Annotated in this window: 11 protein-coding genes; 10 read left to right on the forward strand and 1 reads right to left on the reverse strand. The window is 59.9% G+C overall.

The window, feature by feature from the left end; all coding sequences use genetic code 11:
• Positions 1 to 108 precede the first annotated feature (108 nt).
• From IPK75_15325 to IPK75_15360, 8 genes are all read left to right on the forward strand, one after another.
• Complete coding sequence (locus tag IPK75_15325; protein ID MBK8199720.1) at positions 109 to 2,265, forward strand: right-handed parallel beta-helix repeat-containing protein; 2,157 nt, start codon at positions 109 to 111, stop codon at positions 2,263 to 2,265.
• Complete coding sequence (locus IPK75_15330) at positions 2,262 to 4,424, forward strand: alginate lyase family protein (GenBank protein MBK8199721.1); 2,163 nt, start codon at positions 2,262 to 2,264, stop codon at positions 4,422 to 4,424. Before IPK75_15325 ends, IPK75_15330 begins: the two co-directional genes overlap by 4 nt.
• Before the next feature lie 32 nt (positions 4,425 to 4,456).
• Positions 4,457 to 4,816, forward strand: coding sequence for a cupin domain-containing protein (locus IPK75_15335; GenBank protein ID MBK8199722.1), 360 nt, complete (start codon positions 4,457 to 4,459; stop codon positions 4,814 to 4,816).
• Between the two features lie 3 nt (positions 4,817 to 4,819).
• The gene (locus IPK75_15340; protein ID MBK8199723.1) at positions 4,820 to 6,178 is read left to right on the forward strand and encodes an MFS transporter; all 1,359 of its coding nucleotides are present in this window, start codon (positions 4,820 to 4,822) and stop codon (positions 6,176 to 6,178) included.
• A gap of 35 nt (positions 6,179 to 6,213) precedes the next feature.
• Positions 6,214 to 7,095, forward strand: a complete 882-nt coding sequence (locus IPK75_15345; protein ID MBK8199724.1) for an NAD(P)-dependent oxidoreductase — start codon at positions 6,214 to 6,216, stop codon at positions 7,093 to 7,095.
• A gap of 83 nt (positions 7,096 to 7,178) precedes the next feature.
• Complete coding sequence (locus tag IPK75_15350; protein ID MBK8199725.1) at positions 7,179 to 8,114, forward strand: sugar kinase; 936 nt, start codon at positions 7,179 to 7,181, stop codon at positions 8,112 to 8,114.
• A 269-nt stretch (positions 8,115 to 8,383) separates the two neighbouring features.
• Entirely contained in the window at positions 8,384 to 11,440 is a 3,057-nt protein-coding gene (locus tag IPK75_15355; protein ID MBK8199726.1) for a TonB-dependent receptor, read from the forward strand.
• 631 nt (positions 11,441 to 12,071) lie between these two features.
• Positions 12,072 to 12,704: a glutathione S-transferase family protein gene (locus IPK75_15360; GenBank protein ID MBK8199727.1), complete on the forward strand. Its 633-nt coding sequence runs from the start codon at positions 12,072 to 12,074 to the stop codon at positions 12,702 to 12,704.
• On the opposite strand, the gene IPK75_15365 is transcribed toward IPK75_15360, so the two are convergent.
• Positions 12,701 to 13,279 carry a TMEM165/GDT1 family protein gene (locus IPK75_15365; protein MBK8199728.1) on the reverse strand — a complete coding sequence of 193 codons (579 nt, stop codon included), beginning with the start codon at positions 13,277 to 13,279 and terminating at the stop codon, positions 12,701 to 12,703. The genes IPK75_15360 and IPK75_15365 overlap by 4 nt on opposite strands.
• A 433-nt stretch (positions 13,280 to 13,712) precedes the next feature.
• Here IPK75_15365 and IPK75_15370 point away from each other — a divergent pair, with 433 nt between their 5' ends.
• Both IPK75_15370 and IPK75_15375 read left to right on the forward strand, forming a co-directional pair.
• Positions 13,713 to 15,251, forward strand: a complete 1,539-nt coding sequence (locus IPK75_15370) for a PfaD family polyunsaturated fatty acid/polyketide biosynthesis protein (GenBank protein ID MBK8199729.1) — start codon at positions 13,713 to 13,715, stop codon at positions 15,249 to 15,251.
• Between the two features lie 4 nt (positions 15,252 to 15,255).
• A complete protein-coding gene (locus IPK75_15375) occupies positions 15,256 to 19,173 on the forward strand; it encodes an acyltransferase domain-containing protein (GenBank protein MBK8199730.1) in 3,918 nt (1,305 codons plus the stop codon).
• The last annotated feature ends 43 nt before the right edge of the window (positions 19,174 to 19,216 follow it).

Consider the following 19,216-nt stretch of genomic DNA (forward strand, 5'->3'; position numbering starts at 1 on the left):
ACAAGCTCATTAAGGGCGGCGCTGGAGGAAATCGTGCGAAACTGGCTTTCAATCTCGATCCTTTTGCTAACGCTGTCCGTTGGGGCCTCATGTAGCGGAACGGCGCCCTTGCTGGCGACGACCAGAGACCCAGACGCCAGCGACAGCGCAAACGCTCACGGCCAGATCGTCCGCACCGTCGATGAGTATGAAGCCGCGGCCAAAAACTTGAAACCAGGTGACCAGATCATCCTTGCCAACGGTGTCTGGCAGAATTTCGACCTTGTGCTCGAAGCGGTGGGGACCAAACAGGCCCCGATCCGCCTGACGGCCGAAACTCCGGGACAGGTGATCCTCTCAGGTCAGTCGAGCCTGCGGCTGGCCGGCGAGTATCTGGACGTATCCGGACTGGTCTTTCGGGACGGCTATACACCGCGGGGCGAAGTGGTCAGTTTCCGCCGTGACAGCGATCATCTGGCGCACAACTCCCGCGTCAGCCAAACCGTCATTGAAGACTACAGCAACCCGGATCGGAGGCAGGTTGATCTCTGGGTGGCCCTCTATGGCAAGAACAACGTGTTTGAACACAACCACCTTTCCGGCAAACGAAACGCTGGCCCCACGCTCGCCGTGCGCCTGGATAGCGAAGCGAGCCACAATAACGGTCATCTGATCCGCTACAATTACTTTGGCCCGCGTCCGGTATTTGGTTCGAACGGTGGCGAGACCCTGCGTATCGGCACAAGCCCCTATTCATTGAGTCGCTCCGGTACCCTCGTAGAACACAACTATTTTGACCGATGCAGCGGCGAAGTCGAAATCATCTCGAACAAGTCGGGCGGGAATATCTTCCGGAACAATACGTTCTTTGAGTCGCAAGGCACACTCACCCTCCGCCATGGCAGCGATGCACTGGTCGAGAATAACCTGTTTGACGGGAACGGCGCACCGTTCACCGGGGGTGTACGGATCATCAATCCGCGCCAGACCATTCGGAACAATTACTTCCGGCAACTGACTGGCACCCGCTTTTCGGCCGCGCTGGTCGTGATGAACGGGATCTATGATTCGCCGATCAATCGCTACCATCAGGTCGATGGTGCCGTCATCGAAGATAACATCTTTGAAAACGTCACCCGCATTGAGCTTGGCGAGGGCGCCGACGCCGAACGCACGGCCCCGCCCATCAATTCAGTATTCCGCAACAATACCGTCACCGGCAAGGTGAGCGAGCCTATATTAAGAGTCCAGTCGGCGATGGACGGTGTCGAGTTCACAAATAACACATCAACAGCACCGGTACCCGCGGAGATCGCGCACGGATTTTCAATAGCTGTCGATGGATCGGTAGAAGTTGACGCGAAACGCATGGACCCCAAAGCCTATGGCGTCTCGCGCGAGATAACTGGCGTTTCCTGGTATCCAAAAGCGGACGTTGAATTGCCGTTTACCGGAGGACGAGACATCGCAGTCGCCCCGGGGACGGGAACACTCGCCGTCGCAATAGCCACGGCTGCGCCCGGCGATACTCTGGTGCTGGCGCCGGGCAATTACACCGAACCGACTCTGATCGAAATCACTACTCCGCTCACGATCCGCGCCGCCGACAGGACACAGCCCCCTGCCCTAACCTTCGAGCGTGCGAACCTCTTTGCCCTATCGGGCAATGGCGCACTTCGACTGGAAGGGTTGTCCGTATCCGGATTGAAGGCGCCGGATTCGACTGGTAACAGCTTCATCACGACCTCCGCGCGAGTCTCCAGCCGCAATCACATCGTCGAAATGCTGGACATGCGGTTCGAGGATTTTGCCGTGAACCGGAGTTTTTCCGTCCTCAAGGCAGACAAGGGAACTTTCTTCGACCGGATCAGCATCGCAAGTTCGCACTTTCGCAACGTATCCGGCACGATCCTCAAGCTCGACGCGGAAACCGATAACTTCGGAATCTACAGCGCGGATGTCGTGGACATTTCGGACAGCGTGTTTGATCAGGTGACCGAGCCTGTCGTGAGCATCTACCGGGGCGGGACAGATGAGAGCACGTTCGGCCCGACCGTCCGCGTTCACTCCTCCTCTTTCAAGGCGGTCGGGGCGGGTAAGGCTCCGATACTCAGATTGCACGGAGTGCAGAATCTGGAGCTGTCGGCAAACTCAACCGATTCCGTCCTCGGCGCAGAACTCGTAATCACGACGGGAACGCCCGTCGTCACCGTCAACGACAACGTCAACATTGGTGTGCCGAAAGGTGCATTCCTGAAAACTATTGACTTGAGGAAGGGCCAATGAAGCACGCCCTCCTCCCCATCGCCTGCTGTGGCATGCTAGGCCTTCTTGCGGCTTGCGGTACGGGTCCGGCGGTCATTATTCCAACCGGCACTGTTGCACTGAGTGTCGATCACGAAACCCTGTTTGAAGTTTCGACGGCGAAGATCCGAAACCAAATCGATGCGCGCATCGCCGATGGCGTGGATGTGCCGCTGCCGGCCGATGCTGGCGGAGGATACACGCATGAGCAACACAAGCAGAACGGCAAGACGATCTATGAAGCCGGCATGCTTTACAGCCTGACCGGTGAAGCGCGGTACCGGGATTTTGCGGCGTCGATATTGTTGGACTATGCAGCGCTCTACCCGGATCTGGGACTGCATCCCAAACAAAAAGAACAAACGCCTGGACGGCTGTTCTGGCAAAGCCTGAACGAATCCGTCTGGCTGGTCTATGCAATTCAGGGCTACGAAGCCATCAAACCCGACCTTGAACCAGGTGTGCAGGCGATAATAGAAGACAGTGTCTTCCGGCCAATGGCGGAGTTTCTTTCAGAAGGGCAGCCTGAGACGTTCGACAAGATCCACAATCACGGAACCTGGGCGGTTGCTGCGGTCGGCATGACGGGTTTCGTGTTGGGCGAGGACAGATGGGTCAAGCAGGCACTTCTTGGCCTCGATCAATCGGGCAACGCCGGATTTCTGCGCCAATTGGACGAGCTGTTTTCGCCTGACGGTTATTATGCAGAAGGACCCTATTATCAGCGATTTGCGCTGATGCCCTTTGTGCTGTTCGCGGACGCGGTGGAGAAAAACGATCCGGACAGGAACATTTTCGACTATCGGGACGGAATACTACTCAAGGCAGTCTACGCCACGATTCAGCAAAGCTATGCCGGGCGCTTTTTTCCGATCAACGACTCCATTCGGGAGAAAGGCCTCAATACGATTGAGCTGAAATATGCCATAGCGATGGCCTATAAACTGACAGGTGATACGTCGCTGCTCGATGTCGTGGGCCTGCAGGACGGTGTGGTGCCTACGCCTGAAGGAAAAAAGCTGGCCCGCGATCTCTCGGCGGGAATGGCGACACCGTTTAAATTCAAATCGATCCTGCTTCGTGACGGACCGGCGGGGAACCAGGGCGCGTTGGCCGTCCTGCGTTCCGGCGAAGCAAAGGACGCAGCAGCAGTGGTCTTCAAGCCTACTTCACAGGGCTTGGGTCATGGTCATTTCGACCGTCTCGGCCTTCTCTATTACGACGACGGGCACGAAATCGTGGCTGACTACGGCGCGGCCAGGTTTCTGAATGTCGAGCCCAAGTTTGGCGGCCATTACCTCCCCGAGAACGAGACATGGGCCAAGCAATCCATTGCCCACAACGTTTTGGTAGTTGACCAGAAAAGCCAGTTTGGAGGCGACTGGACTGTCGCACAGGAGTTCGCGCCCCGGCTGCTGGCATTTGACGCTGGTGATGAAATCCAGTTCACCGCCGCTGAGCTCGACACGGCATATGACGGGGTATCGCTTCAACGGCTGGTCGCAATGGTCCCCCGACCCGGCAGCGGTCGTTATATCATCGATGTCATGCGGGCGCGCAGCGACAATCTCCACCGTTATGATCTGCCGGTTCACTTCAAGGGACAGCTGATCGAAACCAATTTCGAGCTGGTCCACTCCCCTACGCAATTGTTGCCGTTCGGCGCAGATAATGGCTACCAGCACCTCTGGCAGCGCGCCGTGTCTCAACCCATCGACGCCGTCACCGATATGTCCTGGCTCGTTGAAGATCAGTTCTACACGTTGACCTTCGCTGCCAGCGCACCGGTGACCGCCTTCCTGACCCAGCTTGGCGCCAACGATCCCTACGACAATCTTCGCCGTGAACAGGCGCTTGTACTGCGTGTTGACGCGCCTGATGCAGACTTCGTCTCGGTCTACGAACGCCATGGCCGCTATGACAACGATGAAGAGGTCACAGTCTTCTCGGGCAGATCAGTCGCCAGCATTGCACAAAGCGCCGAAGGCGATGTGGTGATCTACACGATCACTGCGACTAACGGTCGGCAGACCACGATCATCTGGGCCGATGATCCATCGCAAGAAACCGAGCATTCGATGTTGCTGCACGGCGAGACAATCAATTGGACCGGACCCGTAACAATCCGGCAGTCCGAGTAATCTGCCGCAGGCGGCAAAAGGGAGAAATCGAAATGTCGAAAATGCTGGTCCGTTCAGAGTTGTTCATGAATAGCCCGCGTGAAGGCGCAGTGCCCGTCGGCCCAGGAATTCACCGCAAATTGTTGGGGTATGACACTAACCTCATGCTGGTGAAGGTATGGTTTGACAAAGGCGCTGTCGCAGGCGTCCATGCCCACCCGCACACCCAGACTGCGTATGTCGCGGAAGGCAAGTTCGAAGTCTATGTCGACGGCAGGACCGAAGTGCTCGAAGCGGGCGGATGCTTCTTCGTCCCATCCGGCGCAGATCATGGCGCAGTTTGCCTGGAAGCTGGCATCCTTCTCGACATTTTCAGCCCCGCGCGGATGGACTTCCTTGGCGAGGAGAACTGACCGATGCGCATCAAAGGTCTCAGATGGTGGGTCGTCACCCTTGTCGCTCTGGCAACGGTTATCAACTACATTGATCGCCAAACACTCAGTGTACTGTGGCCAGATATTGCCGCGGAACTTTATCCCGAGAAATCGGCGGCTGAGGTCGATCAGATCTACGGTTTCATTTCTGTCGTCTTCATTTTCTCCTACGCTTTCGGACAGGCTATCTTCGGCAAGATTTTTGACTGGATCGGGACACGCCTAGGATTCGCCCTATCAATCGGAATGTGGTCCATCGCAACCATCCTGCACGCTTTCGCACGCGGCGTTATTTCGTTCAGCCTTTTTCGAGCCATTCTCGGTGTGTCCGAAGCCGGCAACTGGCCGGGGGCAGCGAAGGCCAATGCCGAGTGGTTTCCGACAAAGGAACGTGCATTGGCGCAGGGTATTTTCAATTCAGGCGCCGCCATTGGTGGTCTTGTCTCGATTCCGATCATCGGCATTCTGTCCATTCATTTCAGCTGGCACGTCATTTTCATAATTGTCGGCACGCTTGGCTTTATATGGCTCATTCCCTGGTGGGTGCTGGTGAAGTCACCGCCCAAGACCCACCCCTGGCTTGGCGAGAGCGAACGCGAATACATCCTGAAGGGACAGCTGAACCAGGATATCGACGGCGACGGCAACCCGGATGATGGATATGCGCCGGCAACCGCAGAACTTCTCAGCCGGAAGCAGAGCTGGGGCGTGATCATTTCGACAGCAGCCATCGACCCAATCTGGTGGCTCTTCATCGTCTGGATTCCGCTCTACCTTAACCGGGTCTACGATATGGAGGTCAAGGAACTCGCGCTCTATGCTTGGGTGCCATACTTCGGTGCCATGCTGGGCGCATGGTTCGGTGGCCTGCTGGCGCAAAACCGGATCAAATCAGGCTGGTCTGTCGATGCCACGCGGAAAATGGTCATCACGCTCGGCTGCCTCATCATGCTGCCTTCCCTGCTCTTGCTTGCGGATCCCACGCTTGTAGCTTCTGTCCTGGGCATGTCGGATCCGGCCACGACAACACTCGCAACGATCGCGGTCATCATCATGGCTACGATCCTGTTTGGCTTTCAGACTGCTATCGGAAACGTGCAGACCCTGCCCAGCGACTTCTATAGCGGGAAATCAGTAGGCACACTTTCCGGCTTTGCAGGCATGGCCGCAAAGCTTGGCGCGGCTGGGCTTACCTTTCTCGTTCCCGTGATCACGAAGGGCAACAATTACGCCCCCGTCTTTATGATCGGCGCCGCTCTCGCGATCCTTGCGCTGTTCGCAGTCTGGGTCCTGTGCGGCCGGATCGAACCGCTAAAGCCGCGTAGCGCGCAAGCCGGCTGAAACAATCAAGCCATTTGAAATCAGGAGTTTTAAACATGTCAAAACCTGTCATCGGGTTCATCGGCCTCGGACTGATGGGCGGCAATATGGTCGAAAACCTGCAGAAGCGCGGGTTCGAGGTCGTCGTGATGGATCTCAACCAGGACGCTGTCGACGCCGTTCTGGCGAGAGGAAACGCGACACAGGCCAGCACGCCAAAGGAACTGGCCGAGAAGAGCGATATCGTGGAACTCTGTGTCACCACCTCGGAAGTGGTCGAGAAGCTAGTCTACGGAGAGAACGGCATCATCGAAGGCATCAGGGCGGGGTCCGTACTGATCGATTTCGGGACGTCAATTCCCACTTCTACGCAGCGGATTGGCGCCGAACTCGCTAAGAAAGGCGTCGGCATGATTGATGCCCCTCTCGGCCGCACGCCCGCTCACGCCAAGGATGGCCTGCTCAACATTATGGCTGGCGGCGACAAGGCGACGTTCGAGAAGTACGAGCCTGTTCTCAAGGAACAGGGTGAGAATGTCTTCTACCTTGGCCGGCTGGGTGCTGGCCACACCACCAAACTGATCAACAACTTCATGGGCATGACCACCGTCTGCGCCATGTCCCAGGCGTTCGCTACAGCGGAACTTGCCGGCGTCGACCGTGCACAACTCTTCGAAATCATGTCAGCTGGCCCTTCGAATTCGCCGTTCATGAAGTTCTGCAAGAACTATGCGGTCGATGGCGTGAGCGATCTCGGCTTTTCCATCAACAACGCCAACAAGGACTTACGGTACTTCAACAAGATGATCGCAGACCTCGGATCACGCTCGCCAATTGCTGAAGGAACTTCACACGCTCTCGACTCTGCAGTGGCGCAGGGATTCGGCCCAAAAAACGTGCCGGAAATTTTCGACTACTACGTTGCTCTAAAGAGGTAACCGGCGGGCGAGCGTATTCTCGCAAGTCCGGTAGCCCAAAACTCACCTCAGATTGATCTGGAAGACATGACAGGAATTTCTCCATGGCACGGGTTACAGTTTTTGGAGAGCCGCTTCTCGAACTTTCGACGGCTCAGGGGGGCCGGTTTGGACCAGCGCGGCTCAGCTTTGCCGGCGACACTTTGAACACCTCAGTTTATCTCGCCCGGCTAGGCATTGAGGTCGATTACATATCAGCGCTCGGAACTGATCCGTGGTCGGACGCACTGCTTGAAGCGATGAAGCAAGAAGGTATTGGAACAGGAAATATTCTCCGCCACCCGTCCCGGATGCCAGGCTTATACGCGATCCAGACGGACGAGGCAGGTGAGCGCAGTTTCACCTACTGGCGCGATCAGTCTGCCGCCCGGGCGTTCTTTGACCTCCCGGGCGCAAACGACTGCTTGCAGTCGGTCATGGACTCCCAGCTCTTCTTTTTTTCCGGTATCTCCCTTTCTATTCTGGACGCACACGGACGATCTGCCCTGACCCACCTGTCGAAGGAAGCGCGGGCGAAGGGGTTGCCCGTCGCCTTTGACGGAAATTATCGCCCGCGCGGCTGGGCCTCAGCGCAAGAAGCACGGGCGGCGATGCGGGAAATTGCGCCTGCTCTGGCAATTGTGTTGCCAACCCACGAAGACGACGATGCCCTGTTCGGCCCCAACACCCCAGCAGCCCATGCACTGCGCTGGCGCGCTGCCGGCGCCGATCTTGTGGTGGTGAAGCGCGGTCCGGAAGGCGCGGTCATTTTCGACGGCACGGGGCCGAGCTTCTGTGTACCAGTGCCGGAACCGGTCCAGCCAAGAGACACGACAGGAGCCGGCGACAGTTTCAATGCAGGCTTTCTTGCTGCCTACCTCAAAGGATGCCCGCCAGCCGGCGCTGCCCTGCAGGGGCACAAGCTGGCCGGCACGGTGATTCAATACCCGGGCGCTATAATCCCGAACGACGCAATGCCAGAAACCGCGCAGGCCTCGTGAACGTCGGTCAAATAGCGTCGCTTTGTACATGCCTATTGGTCAGCCAATTTTTTGCCGCGGCTCAATCAACTCTCAAGATTGGCCAGCCGGTTTGACGCAGAGTGATGCAGAATCACCACAACTAAATCGGAATGATCACAGTGGTAGGACCAATTAGGCAATAAATAAATACCAAAGTGGTTGACAACACAGTCGATCTCAGACGAAGAGTCGGCAAGCGCTTCACATCAAGATGAAGCCTCGGTCATACCCATAGGGAGGGAATTGAAATGCCAACTCACACACAAAATGACTCTCACCGTCAGCGGCCGCGCCATTTCTGGCGCGCGGCCTTGCTCGCTGGTGTAGCGTTGCCAACTGGCTTGGCGGCTTGGGCTCAGGAAGCGCCGGTCACTGTTACGGATGCGCCCGCCGAAGCAGAAGCCGAAGCACGGCAAGATGTGGTCGTCGTGACCGGGATCCGGGCGTCGCTTCAAAGCGCGCTCAACGAAAAGCGCAACTCAGACAACCTGGTCGAAGTGATTCAAGCCATAGATATCGGCAAGCTCCCTGACCAGAACCTCGCCGAAGTCCTCGAGAATATTCCCGGAGTTCAGATCACACGCGAAGCAGGCGTCGGCAACGGCGTTCAGATTCGGGGTACGAACTCTAACCGTACAGAGATCAATGGCGTCTCCACTGTAGGATCGGGATCTGGTCGCGGCGGTATCAGCTTTGAAGACGTTTCAGCGGCGATGATCGCATCTGTGGAAGTGACCAAGGCGTCAGAAGCGAAGACTATAGAAGGGTCGGTTGGCGGCACCATCAACCTGAGAACGATACGTCCACTTGACCTGGACGACCGACTGCTGAGCGTTCGCGTTCAGGGCGAGGACAGCAGTCTAACGACTGACGGCATCAAGCCGCGTCTGTCGGGCGCCTATGGTGACAAGTGGATGACGCCTTCAGGTGAATGGGGTGTTGTTGCAAGCTTGAGCTATGCGGAGCAGGACGCAACTGCATTCAGGCCGCGCGTGGACCGAGACAACTTTGTTTCATCAAGCAGCACGAACGCAAGCGCTCAGAGCTTCGATTTCCTCCCGATTCAGTTTTTCATCCAAGATTACGACAACTACGAATCGAAAACGACCAACTTCGCCGGGTCCGTTGAATACCGACCAACCGGCGCTGAAAACCTCAAGTTCTATGCCGATGCGATCATCAATGACCAAGAACGCCGGGAAGAAAGTTCGCGGGTTCAAGCATCGGGCGTGTCAGACTTGATCGGGGTAGCCGTCCCCTCTCAATTCGAAACGGTGAACTGGGGCTCCATCGGCGGCCAGGATCTCGGCTCAACCCAGGCTGCGGTACGCGGAGTTATTCCCGTTCAATCCGATGGCAGCGACGGCAATCTTCGTTTGTCTTCAGATACCAACTCCCGCTTCACAGACAGCCGGATTTTCCGGTTCGGCACCGACTGGACCCTTGGGGAGAAACTGTCAGGCCGCGTCGAGGTAGCGAGTGCGACCTCCGACACGACCACGCCCAACTTCAACACAACCTTGAACTTCCTTAACCCCAACGCCGTTACCGCACCCTCCTACACGAGCAATGATAACGGCACTCCCTTCGTCTACGACCTGACAGGGGACAGGCTGACCTGGGGCATCGCATTTGATGCGCCATTTGCTCCGACTACTGCAGATCTCTTGAATCCTGCGAACTATGCTCTCCAGCAGGTGTCGCAGTCACGCAGCCTGCAAGAAAACTCGGAAGACGCGTTCCGTGCGGACTTCACTTACGAAGCGAATGACATTTTCTCGATCGACCTTGGCTACCGCTTCAACAAGTCGAACAGCTTAAATGATGATGTGACCTCGAACGTGTCATTGAGCCTTCTCCGGGACAGCCCGACAGGAGATCTGTTTTCGGACCTGCTCGTCGCGGGGCCGAACAACTTCAATGCCGCTGATGGCAGGGCGCTCTATGTGCGTGATTTTCTGCTCATCAATCCTGAGCTTGCTACGTCCGATCCTCAAGGTGTGCTCAATGCATTGAATGCAGCAATCCTCGCAAACAACGCGATAACCGGATCTACCCGCGGACCGATCAGCGCGCCCACGTCGCAACAGGCTGCTTTCTTCGATATTGATGAAGAAACCCAGTCTTTGTACGCTCAGGCAAACTTCAACTACGGCATGTTCCGCGGCAATGCCGGCCTGCGCTATGTAGAAACAGACGTTGCATCGACCGGCAACACCATCGTCAACGGTGTTGCAACACCCACGACGACAGAGGGCAGCTACAGTTTCGTTCTTCCTCGCATCAACCTCGTCGCGGATCTTCGTGACGACCTGGTTGTTCGCGCCAGTTGGGGCAATGATATCAGGCGGCCTAACTTTGACGACCTTTCCACGTCGTTTACATTCGGCACGAGCCCGAACTCGGCCGTGAACATTGGGAATCCCGGACTTGTTCCCCAGGAAACAGAGTCGTTTGATCTTGGAGTGGAGTGGTATTTCGCGCCGTCAGCCGTCCTCAGCGTCGGCGTATTCCAGAAAAACAGGACTGGACTGTTCGTCTCTGAACAGGAGAACCCTGTCGAGACGCCGGTTGTGGATGCCAACAATGTTCCGCTGCTTGTTCGCGACGTAACAGCCCCTTGCGAAGGAGGCGGTATTTTCAATCCGATTGCCTTACGCAATGTGTTCGCACCCCTTGATCCGATTACCAATCTTCAGACCACGGCAGGTGTTGCTGGCGTGTGTGTCCCTCTTTCGCAACTGGTTAATGATCCGGGCGAAACGACCCAGAAAGGTCTTGAGGTCGCCTTCCAGTACGACCTGTCGGCATTTGAAGAACGCCTGGGCTGGGCGTCCGGATTTGGGTTTGTGGGCAACTACACTCATCTCGACTTTTCAGCCGGCGACGGTGTGTGGACGCCGACATCCCGCGCGGTGACGGTCTTCGCTGCAAACGGTGCAACAAATGTTCAGTTGCCTGTGACGGAGATCGATCTTTCGGAAGATTCGTACAACACCACATTGTACTACGAGAAGCATGGGCTCTCGGCACGGGCGCGGTATACTTGGCGCTCGGCCTACCGTTCGACAGACTTTGGAAGCACGTCTGCGTTTCCCTGGGGTTTCCCGGTCGTCCAAGAAGCGCGTGGACAGCTGAACGCCAGCATCAGCTATGATGTAAACGAACACCTCAACATCGGCATAGAGGGCGTCAACCTCACCGAGTCTCCGGTGCAGCAGTCCTGCGTCAACGAGGGCGCCTTGCTCTGTTTCCAAGGCTTAACAGACCGCCGCATAACCTTGGGTGCAAGCTACAGATTTTAGCGGCTTGATCCCAAACAAAGAGCGAACAAGCAAGGCGCCTTACTGACGTAAGGCGCCTTGTTTTTGTATCGTTGTGACTTACCCCATGAATTTCGAGCTACACTCTCGTTGCTCAGCGACCGGCAGTTTAGGGCCAACGACGGTCGTAAAGGGGCATCCGACTCGTGCCATTCGCGTACTCAACAACGGTCGTTCACCCGGCCACGCCGGAGGTGGGTATCGGTTTAGCACCAGAGCGTGCGTAGGCCTTGCAGAAGGCAGCAGCTCGGAAGCCCCCTTCCCTTCTGTTGCATTGGCTCGCCTTCGTGTTGGCTCCTGTAAGCGACACGATCCATCAACGACTTGCTGTAGAGAAGCATCCGACTTGCGTTTGGGTGCCGCTCTGACACGTGTACAAGAGTGATCGGGTCCTGACTTGCATTTGCTCGCAGAACCCGGAAACAGCTCGACCACGGTCAATTGAGGATGTGCCTGAGAGCGTAGCAAGAAATTTGCTGCACATTTTGCTGCACAATTCGCAACACCCAGTTTTTTATTATTGTTATTATACAGTGCATTAGGCGCGCGCTTCCTGAGATCTGCCGGACTCCTCCTCCGCCAGCCAGGCACCGGACAAGACGGAGCGACTTCCATGAGCAAGCTGACGATCTGGACGCTGGATTGGGTGCCGGAAGGGCCGCGCGGCTTCGTACGCGACCTTCGGCTGCGCTGGGCGTGCGAAGAGGCGGGCGTCGACTACGAGATCCTGACGGTCCCCTTCGACGATCGCGCGACCAACCATCTCGATCGCCAGCCCTTCGGCCAGGTCCCCTACCTGACCGACAATGGGGTCGACATCTTCGAAAGCGGCGCCTGCCTGCTTCATCTTGCGCGTAAGAGCGAGGCCCTGATGCCACGCGATGCAGCCGGCGAAGCGCAAACACTGCAGTGGACCATTGCAGCACTCAACTCGATCGAGCTGGTCGCGGTGCCCTGGTGGTTCCTGAAAATGTCCGGCGACGCCGAAAACGGCCTTGCAGACTGGCTCGACAGCCGCCTCGGGCATCTCGAACGCGTACTGGCAGCCCGCGAATGGCTTGCGGCGGGCCGGTTCACCGTCGCCGACCTGCTGATGGCGGATGTCCTGCGGGTCAAGGACCTGCGGGCACGCGGGCACCGGCCCGCGACCGAGGCCTACATCACCCGTGTCACCTCCCGTCCGGCTTTCCGGAAAGTGCATGCCGAACAGGTTGCCCAGTACGCGGCGGCCGACGCGCTACGCTAGAGCCCGAAGAGACCTGCGGTCTGGGCAATCACCCAGAGGCCGATCAGAAGGAACAATCCGGCCGCGACCAGACGCACGGTCTTCAGCGGCACATGCTTGAGAAGCTCGTGCCCAAGGAAAACTGCGGGAACGTTGGCGATCATCATGCCGAGCGTCGTCCCCATTGTGACCGGAACTACGTCATGAAAGCGCGCGCCGAGGGCGACGGTCGCGATCTGGGTCTTGTCACCCATCTCGACCAGGAAGAAGGCAATCGTCGTCGCAACGAAGGCCCCGAACCGAGCGGGCTTGTGCTGCGGGTCTTCGTCCAGCTTGTCGGGCACCAGCGTCCAGGCTGCCATGACGATGAACGAGACGGCCACAAGGTAGCGGAACCATTCACCATCAAGGATGGAGGCAACCTGCGACCCGACGAGTGCCGCAAGGAAATGGTTCGCAACAGTCGCGGCGAAAATGCCGGCCACTATGGGCAAGGGCTTCTCGAACCGCGTCGCGAGCACGATCGCCAGCAGCTGCGTCTTGTCGCCAATCTCGGCGAACGCCACGACGGCAGTCGAAGTGAACAGGGCTTCCATAGTCAGGTCTCCGGGGTCGGGCGGCGTTCAGGATCCAACAGACATCATTCCCGCCGCCCAACCCTGAGCGAAGAGATGATGCCATTGGTCTCGCCCAAACGGTTTCCCGCTTCCACCGCACCACGGCCTCTCGACCGAGCATGTTGACACGGTGGCTCGCCCTTTCGAGCGACTGGCTACTCCCCAGTGACGCGGGTCGTGTAGACCGCGCACATGCACTCCGCAAGTCACCGCCACACGCTCGCGCATGGTCAATACTCAACGCGGAGATGTTAACCACACAAATACGATTAAAAGTTGTGCCCAGCCGAGGCGGTCGCTATGGTTTGCACTGGAATCAGGTAATTTCCGTTGAGGTGTTTGACGCCGGGCTTTTAAGTGGCACCGGATGATCTGCATTCAGAACGGGCGAAGCCAGAAGGGCGAACATCGCGTGCCGGATCTTTTGAAAAGCGCCGTCGAGGCGCCGCGCGCACCGGTGTGGCTTTCGCAGGATGGTGCGGGCGTCTTGTCGATCTCTGCTGTCGGCGATGCGCCGCCGCAATCCGGGTCCCTTTCCCGCTTGCCGCCCGTGTATCCCGAGTGGCTTGGCGACCGCGCGCTGCTCGACCAGCATCCGGCGAGATTCTGCTATGCAGTCGGAGAAATGGCGCGGGGTATCGCCACGCCGCGCATGGTGGTCGAAGCCGTGCGCGCGGGCTGTATCGGATTCTACGGCAGCGCCGGTCTTCCGATCGCCGAAATCCGCCAGGGCATCGGCGAGATCCGCAGTGGCATCGGTGCGGGCGACCAGGCCTGGGGCGCAAACCTCATCCATTCGCCGCAGGAACCCGGACAGGAAGCCGCAATCGTCGACCTGTTTCTGGCCGAAGGCGTGCGCCGGGTTTCAGCGTCCGCCTTCATGCGGCTTACGCCGGACGTGGTGCGCTACACGGCAATCGGTCTGACACGCGGCGCGGACGGAGCGGTCAAGCGCAGCAATCACTTGTTTGCAAAGGTATCGCGCGCCGAAGTCGCCGAGCCGTTCATGGCGCCGGCACCGGAGAAAATCCTTCGCGAGCTCGTCGCGGCCGGGAAGATCACCGAAGCGCAGGCAGATATCGCTTCGCAGGTGCCGGTCGCCGCCGAAATCACGGCGGAATCCGATTCCGGCGGCCATACCGACAATCGCGCCGCCGCGCCGCTCTTCAATTCGATCAGCGCAGCGCGTACGCGCGCTGCCGCCCGCCATGGCTTCGACGAGAACGCAATCCGTATCGGGCTCGCTGGCGGCATCGCCACGCCGGCAGGGGTCGCCGCGGCGTTCCAGATGGGCGCCGCGTATGTGTTGACCGGTTCGGTAAACCAGAGCGCCGTGGAGTCCGGATTGTCAGAGGCGGGTCGCAAGCTGCTGGCCAAGGCTGGCCCGGCGGATGTCGCGATGGCGCCGGCGGCTGACATGTTCGAGCAAGGCGTTGAAGTCCAGGTGCTGAAACGTGGTACCCTGTTCGCCATGCGTGGACGCAAGTTCCACGGATTTTATCGTAGCGGCCAAAGCTACGAAACGCTGGGTGAGACTGACCGCAAGTGGATCGACGATGTGCTCGGCGAGCCATTTGAGGCAGCCTGGTCGGAAACGAAGAGCTATATCCAGCGGGTCAATCCGGCAGAGGCGCGCAAGGCTGAGACCGACGGCAACAAGCGGCTGGCTCTGGTGGCGAGGCGCTACCTCTTCCAGGGCGCGCAGTGGGCGCGCGAGGGCGAACCGAAGCGCACGGCGGACTACCAGATCTGGTGCGGCCCCGCGATGGGCGCGTTCAATGAATGGGTCGCCGGCACACCGCTCGAGCCGGTCGAAAACCGGTCCGTTCGCCAGATCGCCTTGAACCTGCTCGAAGGCGCAGCCCGGATCACGCGCGCCGCGCAGCTAAGATCCTTCGGAATTGCGGTTCCGGCTCAATACTTTTCCTACACTCCACGCCTATTCGGTTAGCTTGATGTCCGATCACCCGCCCTCGTCTTCCAAACGTGTCGTCGAACCCATCGCGGTCGTGGGCATCGGCGCAATCTTTCCGGGCCGCGGCGACACGACCGGATTCTGGCGCGACATTTTCGAAGCGCGCGACCTGATCAGCGAAACACCCGAGACGCATTGGCTGATCGACGATTATTACGACGCCAATCCCACCACGCCCGACCGGACCTATGGCCGGCGTGGCGGCTTCCTGTCGCCGGTCGCTTTCGATCCGCTGGCCTTCGGGATTCCGCCCGCTCAGCTGCAATCGACGGACTCGGCGCAACTGCTTGCGCTCGTCGCCGCGAAGATGACCCTCGATGATGCCGAGCGGGACAGCGGCGGCAAGATCGACCGTTCACGGACGAGCGTCGTGCTCGGCGTCGCTTCCGCCACCGAATTGACGGCGCACATGGCTGGCCGCCTGCAGCGCCCCGCATGGGTCAATGGCCTGCGCCAATACGGGGTCGCTGAGAGCGATGTGCAGGCAATCGCGGCCCGCATCGAGAGCCACTATGCTGAATGGAAGGAAAGCACCTTCCCCGGACTGCTCGGCAACGTTGTGGCTGGCCGTATCGCCAACCGGCTCGACCTGGGCGGCAGTAACTATGTGACGGACGCCGCCTGCGCCTCCAGCCTCGCCGCCCTCCAGATCGCCCTGCATGAACTGCGCGCCGGCGATTCAGACATGGTGCTGACGGGCGGCGTCGACGCGCTGAACGACATCCTGATGTACATGTGCTTTTCGAAGACACCAGCGCTGTCGCCGACAGGCGATTGCCGTCCGTTTTCGAACAGCTCTGATGGCACGATGCTCGGAGAAGGCATCGGCATGCTCGCGCTGCGGCGCCTTGAAGATGCAGAGCGTGATGGCAACACGATCCACGCCGTCATCCGGGGGATCGGTGGCGCTTCCGATGGCAAAGGCACGGCAATCTATACACCGCTGCCGGCGGGTCAGGCCCGTGCCTTGCACCGGGCGTACGAGCAGGCAGGCTACGGCCCCGAGACGGTCGACCTTCTGGAAGCGCACGGTACCGGCACCCGCGCCGGAGACCGGGCCGAGATCGATGGCTTGCACCAGGTTTTCGGCGCGGCCGATCCCGGCAACGGACCGTGGTGTGCCGTTGGATCGGTTAAATCTCAGATCGGCCACACCAAGGCCGCTGCGGGCGCCGCGAGTCTTGTGAAGGCCGTCGAAGCGCTGCGCAGGAAGGTCCTGCCGCCCACGATCAAGATCGAAGAGCCGGCTGAGGCCATCCGCGACAGCGCCTGCTTCTATGTGAATACCGAGGCGCGCCCGTGGATATCTGATCCGTCGCGTCCGCGCCGTGCCTCGGTCAGCTCGTTTGGCTTCGGCGGCAGCAATTTTCACGTGACGCTCGAGGAGTATACCGGTCCGGCCGCTGCGAGACCGCCTCGTGTCCATCCGGCTGAACTGTTCCTGTTCAGCGCCGCTGATGCCGAGACGCTCGCCGGGCATTTGCAGGCCGTTGCGGATGCTCCGCCTGCGGAAGACGCGCTTGCGCATGAGGCCGCCGCCAGCCATACGGAATTCAGCGCTGCAGCGCCAGCCCGGGCGGCCATCACCGCCACAACACCGGACGACCTGGCCGCCAAGGCTCAACGTATCGCCACGCAGTTGCGTGACGGATCGCTCGGGACCGCGCCGATGCCGCAAGGATGCGCAGCCTCCGCTGCGGCGCCCGGAACCGGCAAGATCGCTTTCCTCTTCTCGGGGCAAGGCAGCCAGTATCCCGGCATGGGCTCAGACCTCGCAATGGCTTTCCCGGCGGCCCGCGCGGTCTGGGACGCCGCCGCCAGCCATCCAGTCGCCGGTCCTCTCAAGCTGCACCGCCTGTCTTTCCCGCCGTCGGCGTTCGACCAGGTCGAATTCGGCAACCAACAGCAGACGCTCACGCTAATGCAGCACGCCCAGCCGTCGATCGCGGCGGTCGCCCTGTCACACCTTGCCTTGCTCGAAGCCCTTGGCCTTGAGGGCGAAATGACCGGCGGCCACAGCTTCGGCGAAATCATGGCGCTGCACTACGCCGGCGCGTTCGATGCCGCTTCCGCCCTGACCATAGCCGCTGCGCGCGGTAGAGAAATGGCCGCCGCCGCGCAGACGACGCAGGGTGCCATGCTCGCCGTTCAGTGTACGGCTGAACGGATCGCGCCGCTCGTGAAAGCGATTGGCGGGGGGCTGGTGATTGCAAACGACAATGGCCCGAGCCAGGTCGCCCTATCCGGTCCGGTTGCTGCCATCCAGCAGGCTGAGGAACGCTGCGCCCTTGAAGGCATCAAGGCGCGGCGCCTGCCCGTAGCAACCGCGTTTCACTCTGCAATCGTCGAACCCGCAGTCGCGCCTTTCCGCGCGGCGCTCGAAGGCCTGAAGCTGAAGCGCCCGGGCCTGCCCGTCTATGCGAACGCCACGGCCCAGCCCTACAAGGCAACGGCCCGCGAACTCGCTGGCGCAATGGCGGCGCAGCTTGCCTCACCTGTACTCTTCCGGGCCGAAGTGGAAGCGATGTACGATGCTGGCGCGCGCACGTTCATAGAGATCGGTCCCGGCAACGTGGTGGCAGGTCTCGTCTCAGACACGCTGGGCGCCCGGTCTCATACCGTGCTGTCGCTCGATAACAAGCGGACGAATGGCGTCGCGCAATTCCTGTCCGTGGTCGGAGCACTCAGTGTTGCCGGACTGGAGCTCGATCTCGCTGCGCTGTACGCCGATGCGCCGCCGCCGGTGCCGAAGGCTGCGCCGTCCAAACACGCCGTCTACCTGACCGGCGCCAACCATGATCGCCCCTATCCGCCGAAGAACGGCGCCGCCGGGCGTGCGCCGCCCAATCCGGAGGGACGCCAGATCGCCGCGTCCGCTCCCTCCTCCCCCGCCCGGATTACCCAAAGGACCGAACCTCCCATGCCCGATCAGAATGGCCGGCAAGCCGCCCCGTCCGCCCCAGCGCCCGCTAGCCCCGTCGAACTGACTTCACAGGTCGAACGCATCTGGCACGAAGTGTCGGCGCGCCATCAGGACTACATGCACACGATGGCCGAGACGCATAAGGCGTACCTGAACGCCGCCGCCGCCCTGTTGGGACAGGCAGGTTCCCTGCCGCAGGAGCCGCAGTACCTGCCGGCGCCGCGTCCCGCACCGGCGCCCGTCGCGCATGCGGCCCCTGTTGCCGCTGCTGCGCCTGCGCCGGAAGCGCCAAAGCCCAAAGCCAACGGTGCAAACGGTGCGCACAGTTTCTCGGCTGAGCCACCAAAAGCGGCGCCTGCCGCACCGGCGCCCACGCCCGCACCCGTGCTGGCACAGCCGATTACCGCGCGAGTTGCGCCGGCGATCGATGCGGCGGCCATTGTCCGGGCGATCGTGTCCGAGAAGACGGGGTATCCGCCGGACATGCTGGACGCCGACATGGACCTGGAAGGCGAACTGGGTGTCGACTCGATCAAGCAGGTGGAAATCCTATCATCCCTTCGCGACCAACTCCCGCACTTGCCGGAAATCGAGCCCGAACGCCTCGGCGAACTGCGCACAATCGCCGCTATCGCCGCCATGATCTCGGCAGCAACACCCGGCGCCGAGCCGGCAGCGCCTGCACCTGAGGCCGCGTCCGCCCCGCCCGCCACCCGCCCGGCTGTCGCCGCGCCCTCGAAAGCGCTGGCGGTGTCACCGGATGTCATCCGTGCGCTGATTGCGGAGAAGACGGGCTATCCGCCCGACATGCTGGAAGATGACATGGACCTGGAAGGCGAACTGGGCGTCGACTCAATCAAGCAGGTCGAGATCCTGTCATCCCTGCGCGACCAGTATCCCTCGCTGCCGGAAGTCGATCCCGAGCATCTCGCCGAGCTGCGAACGATCCGGAAGATCGCTGATTTTTTCGGCTGAGGGATGACGGGGAGACAAGGGTTTCCCATCGTCCCCGCCTGCC

This window comes from Acidobacteriota bacterium (assembly GCA_016712445.1).
In the GTDB taxonomy this organism is placed as follows: Bacteria; Pseudomonadota; Alphaproteobacteria; order Caulobacterales; family Hyphomonadaceae; genus Hyphomonas.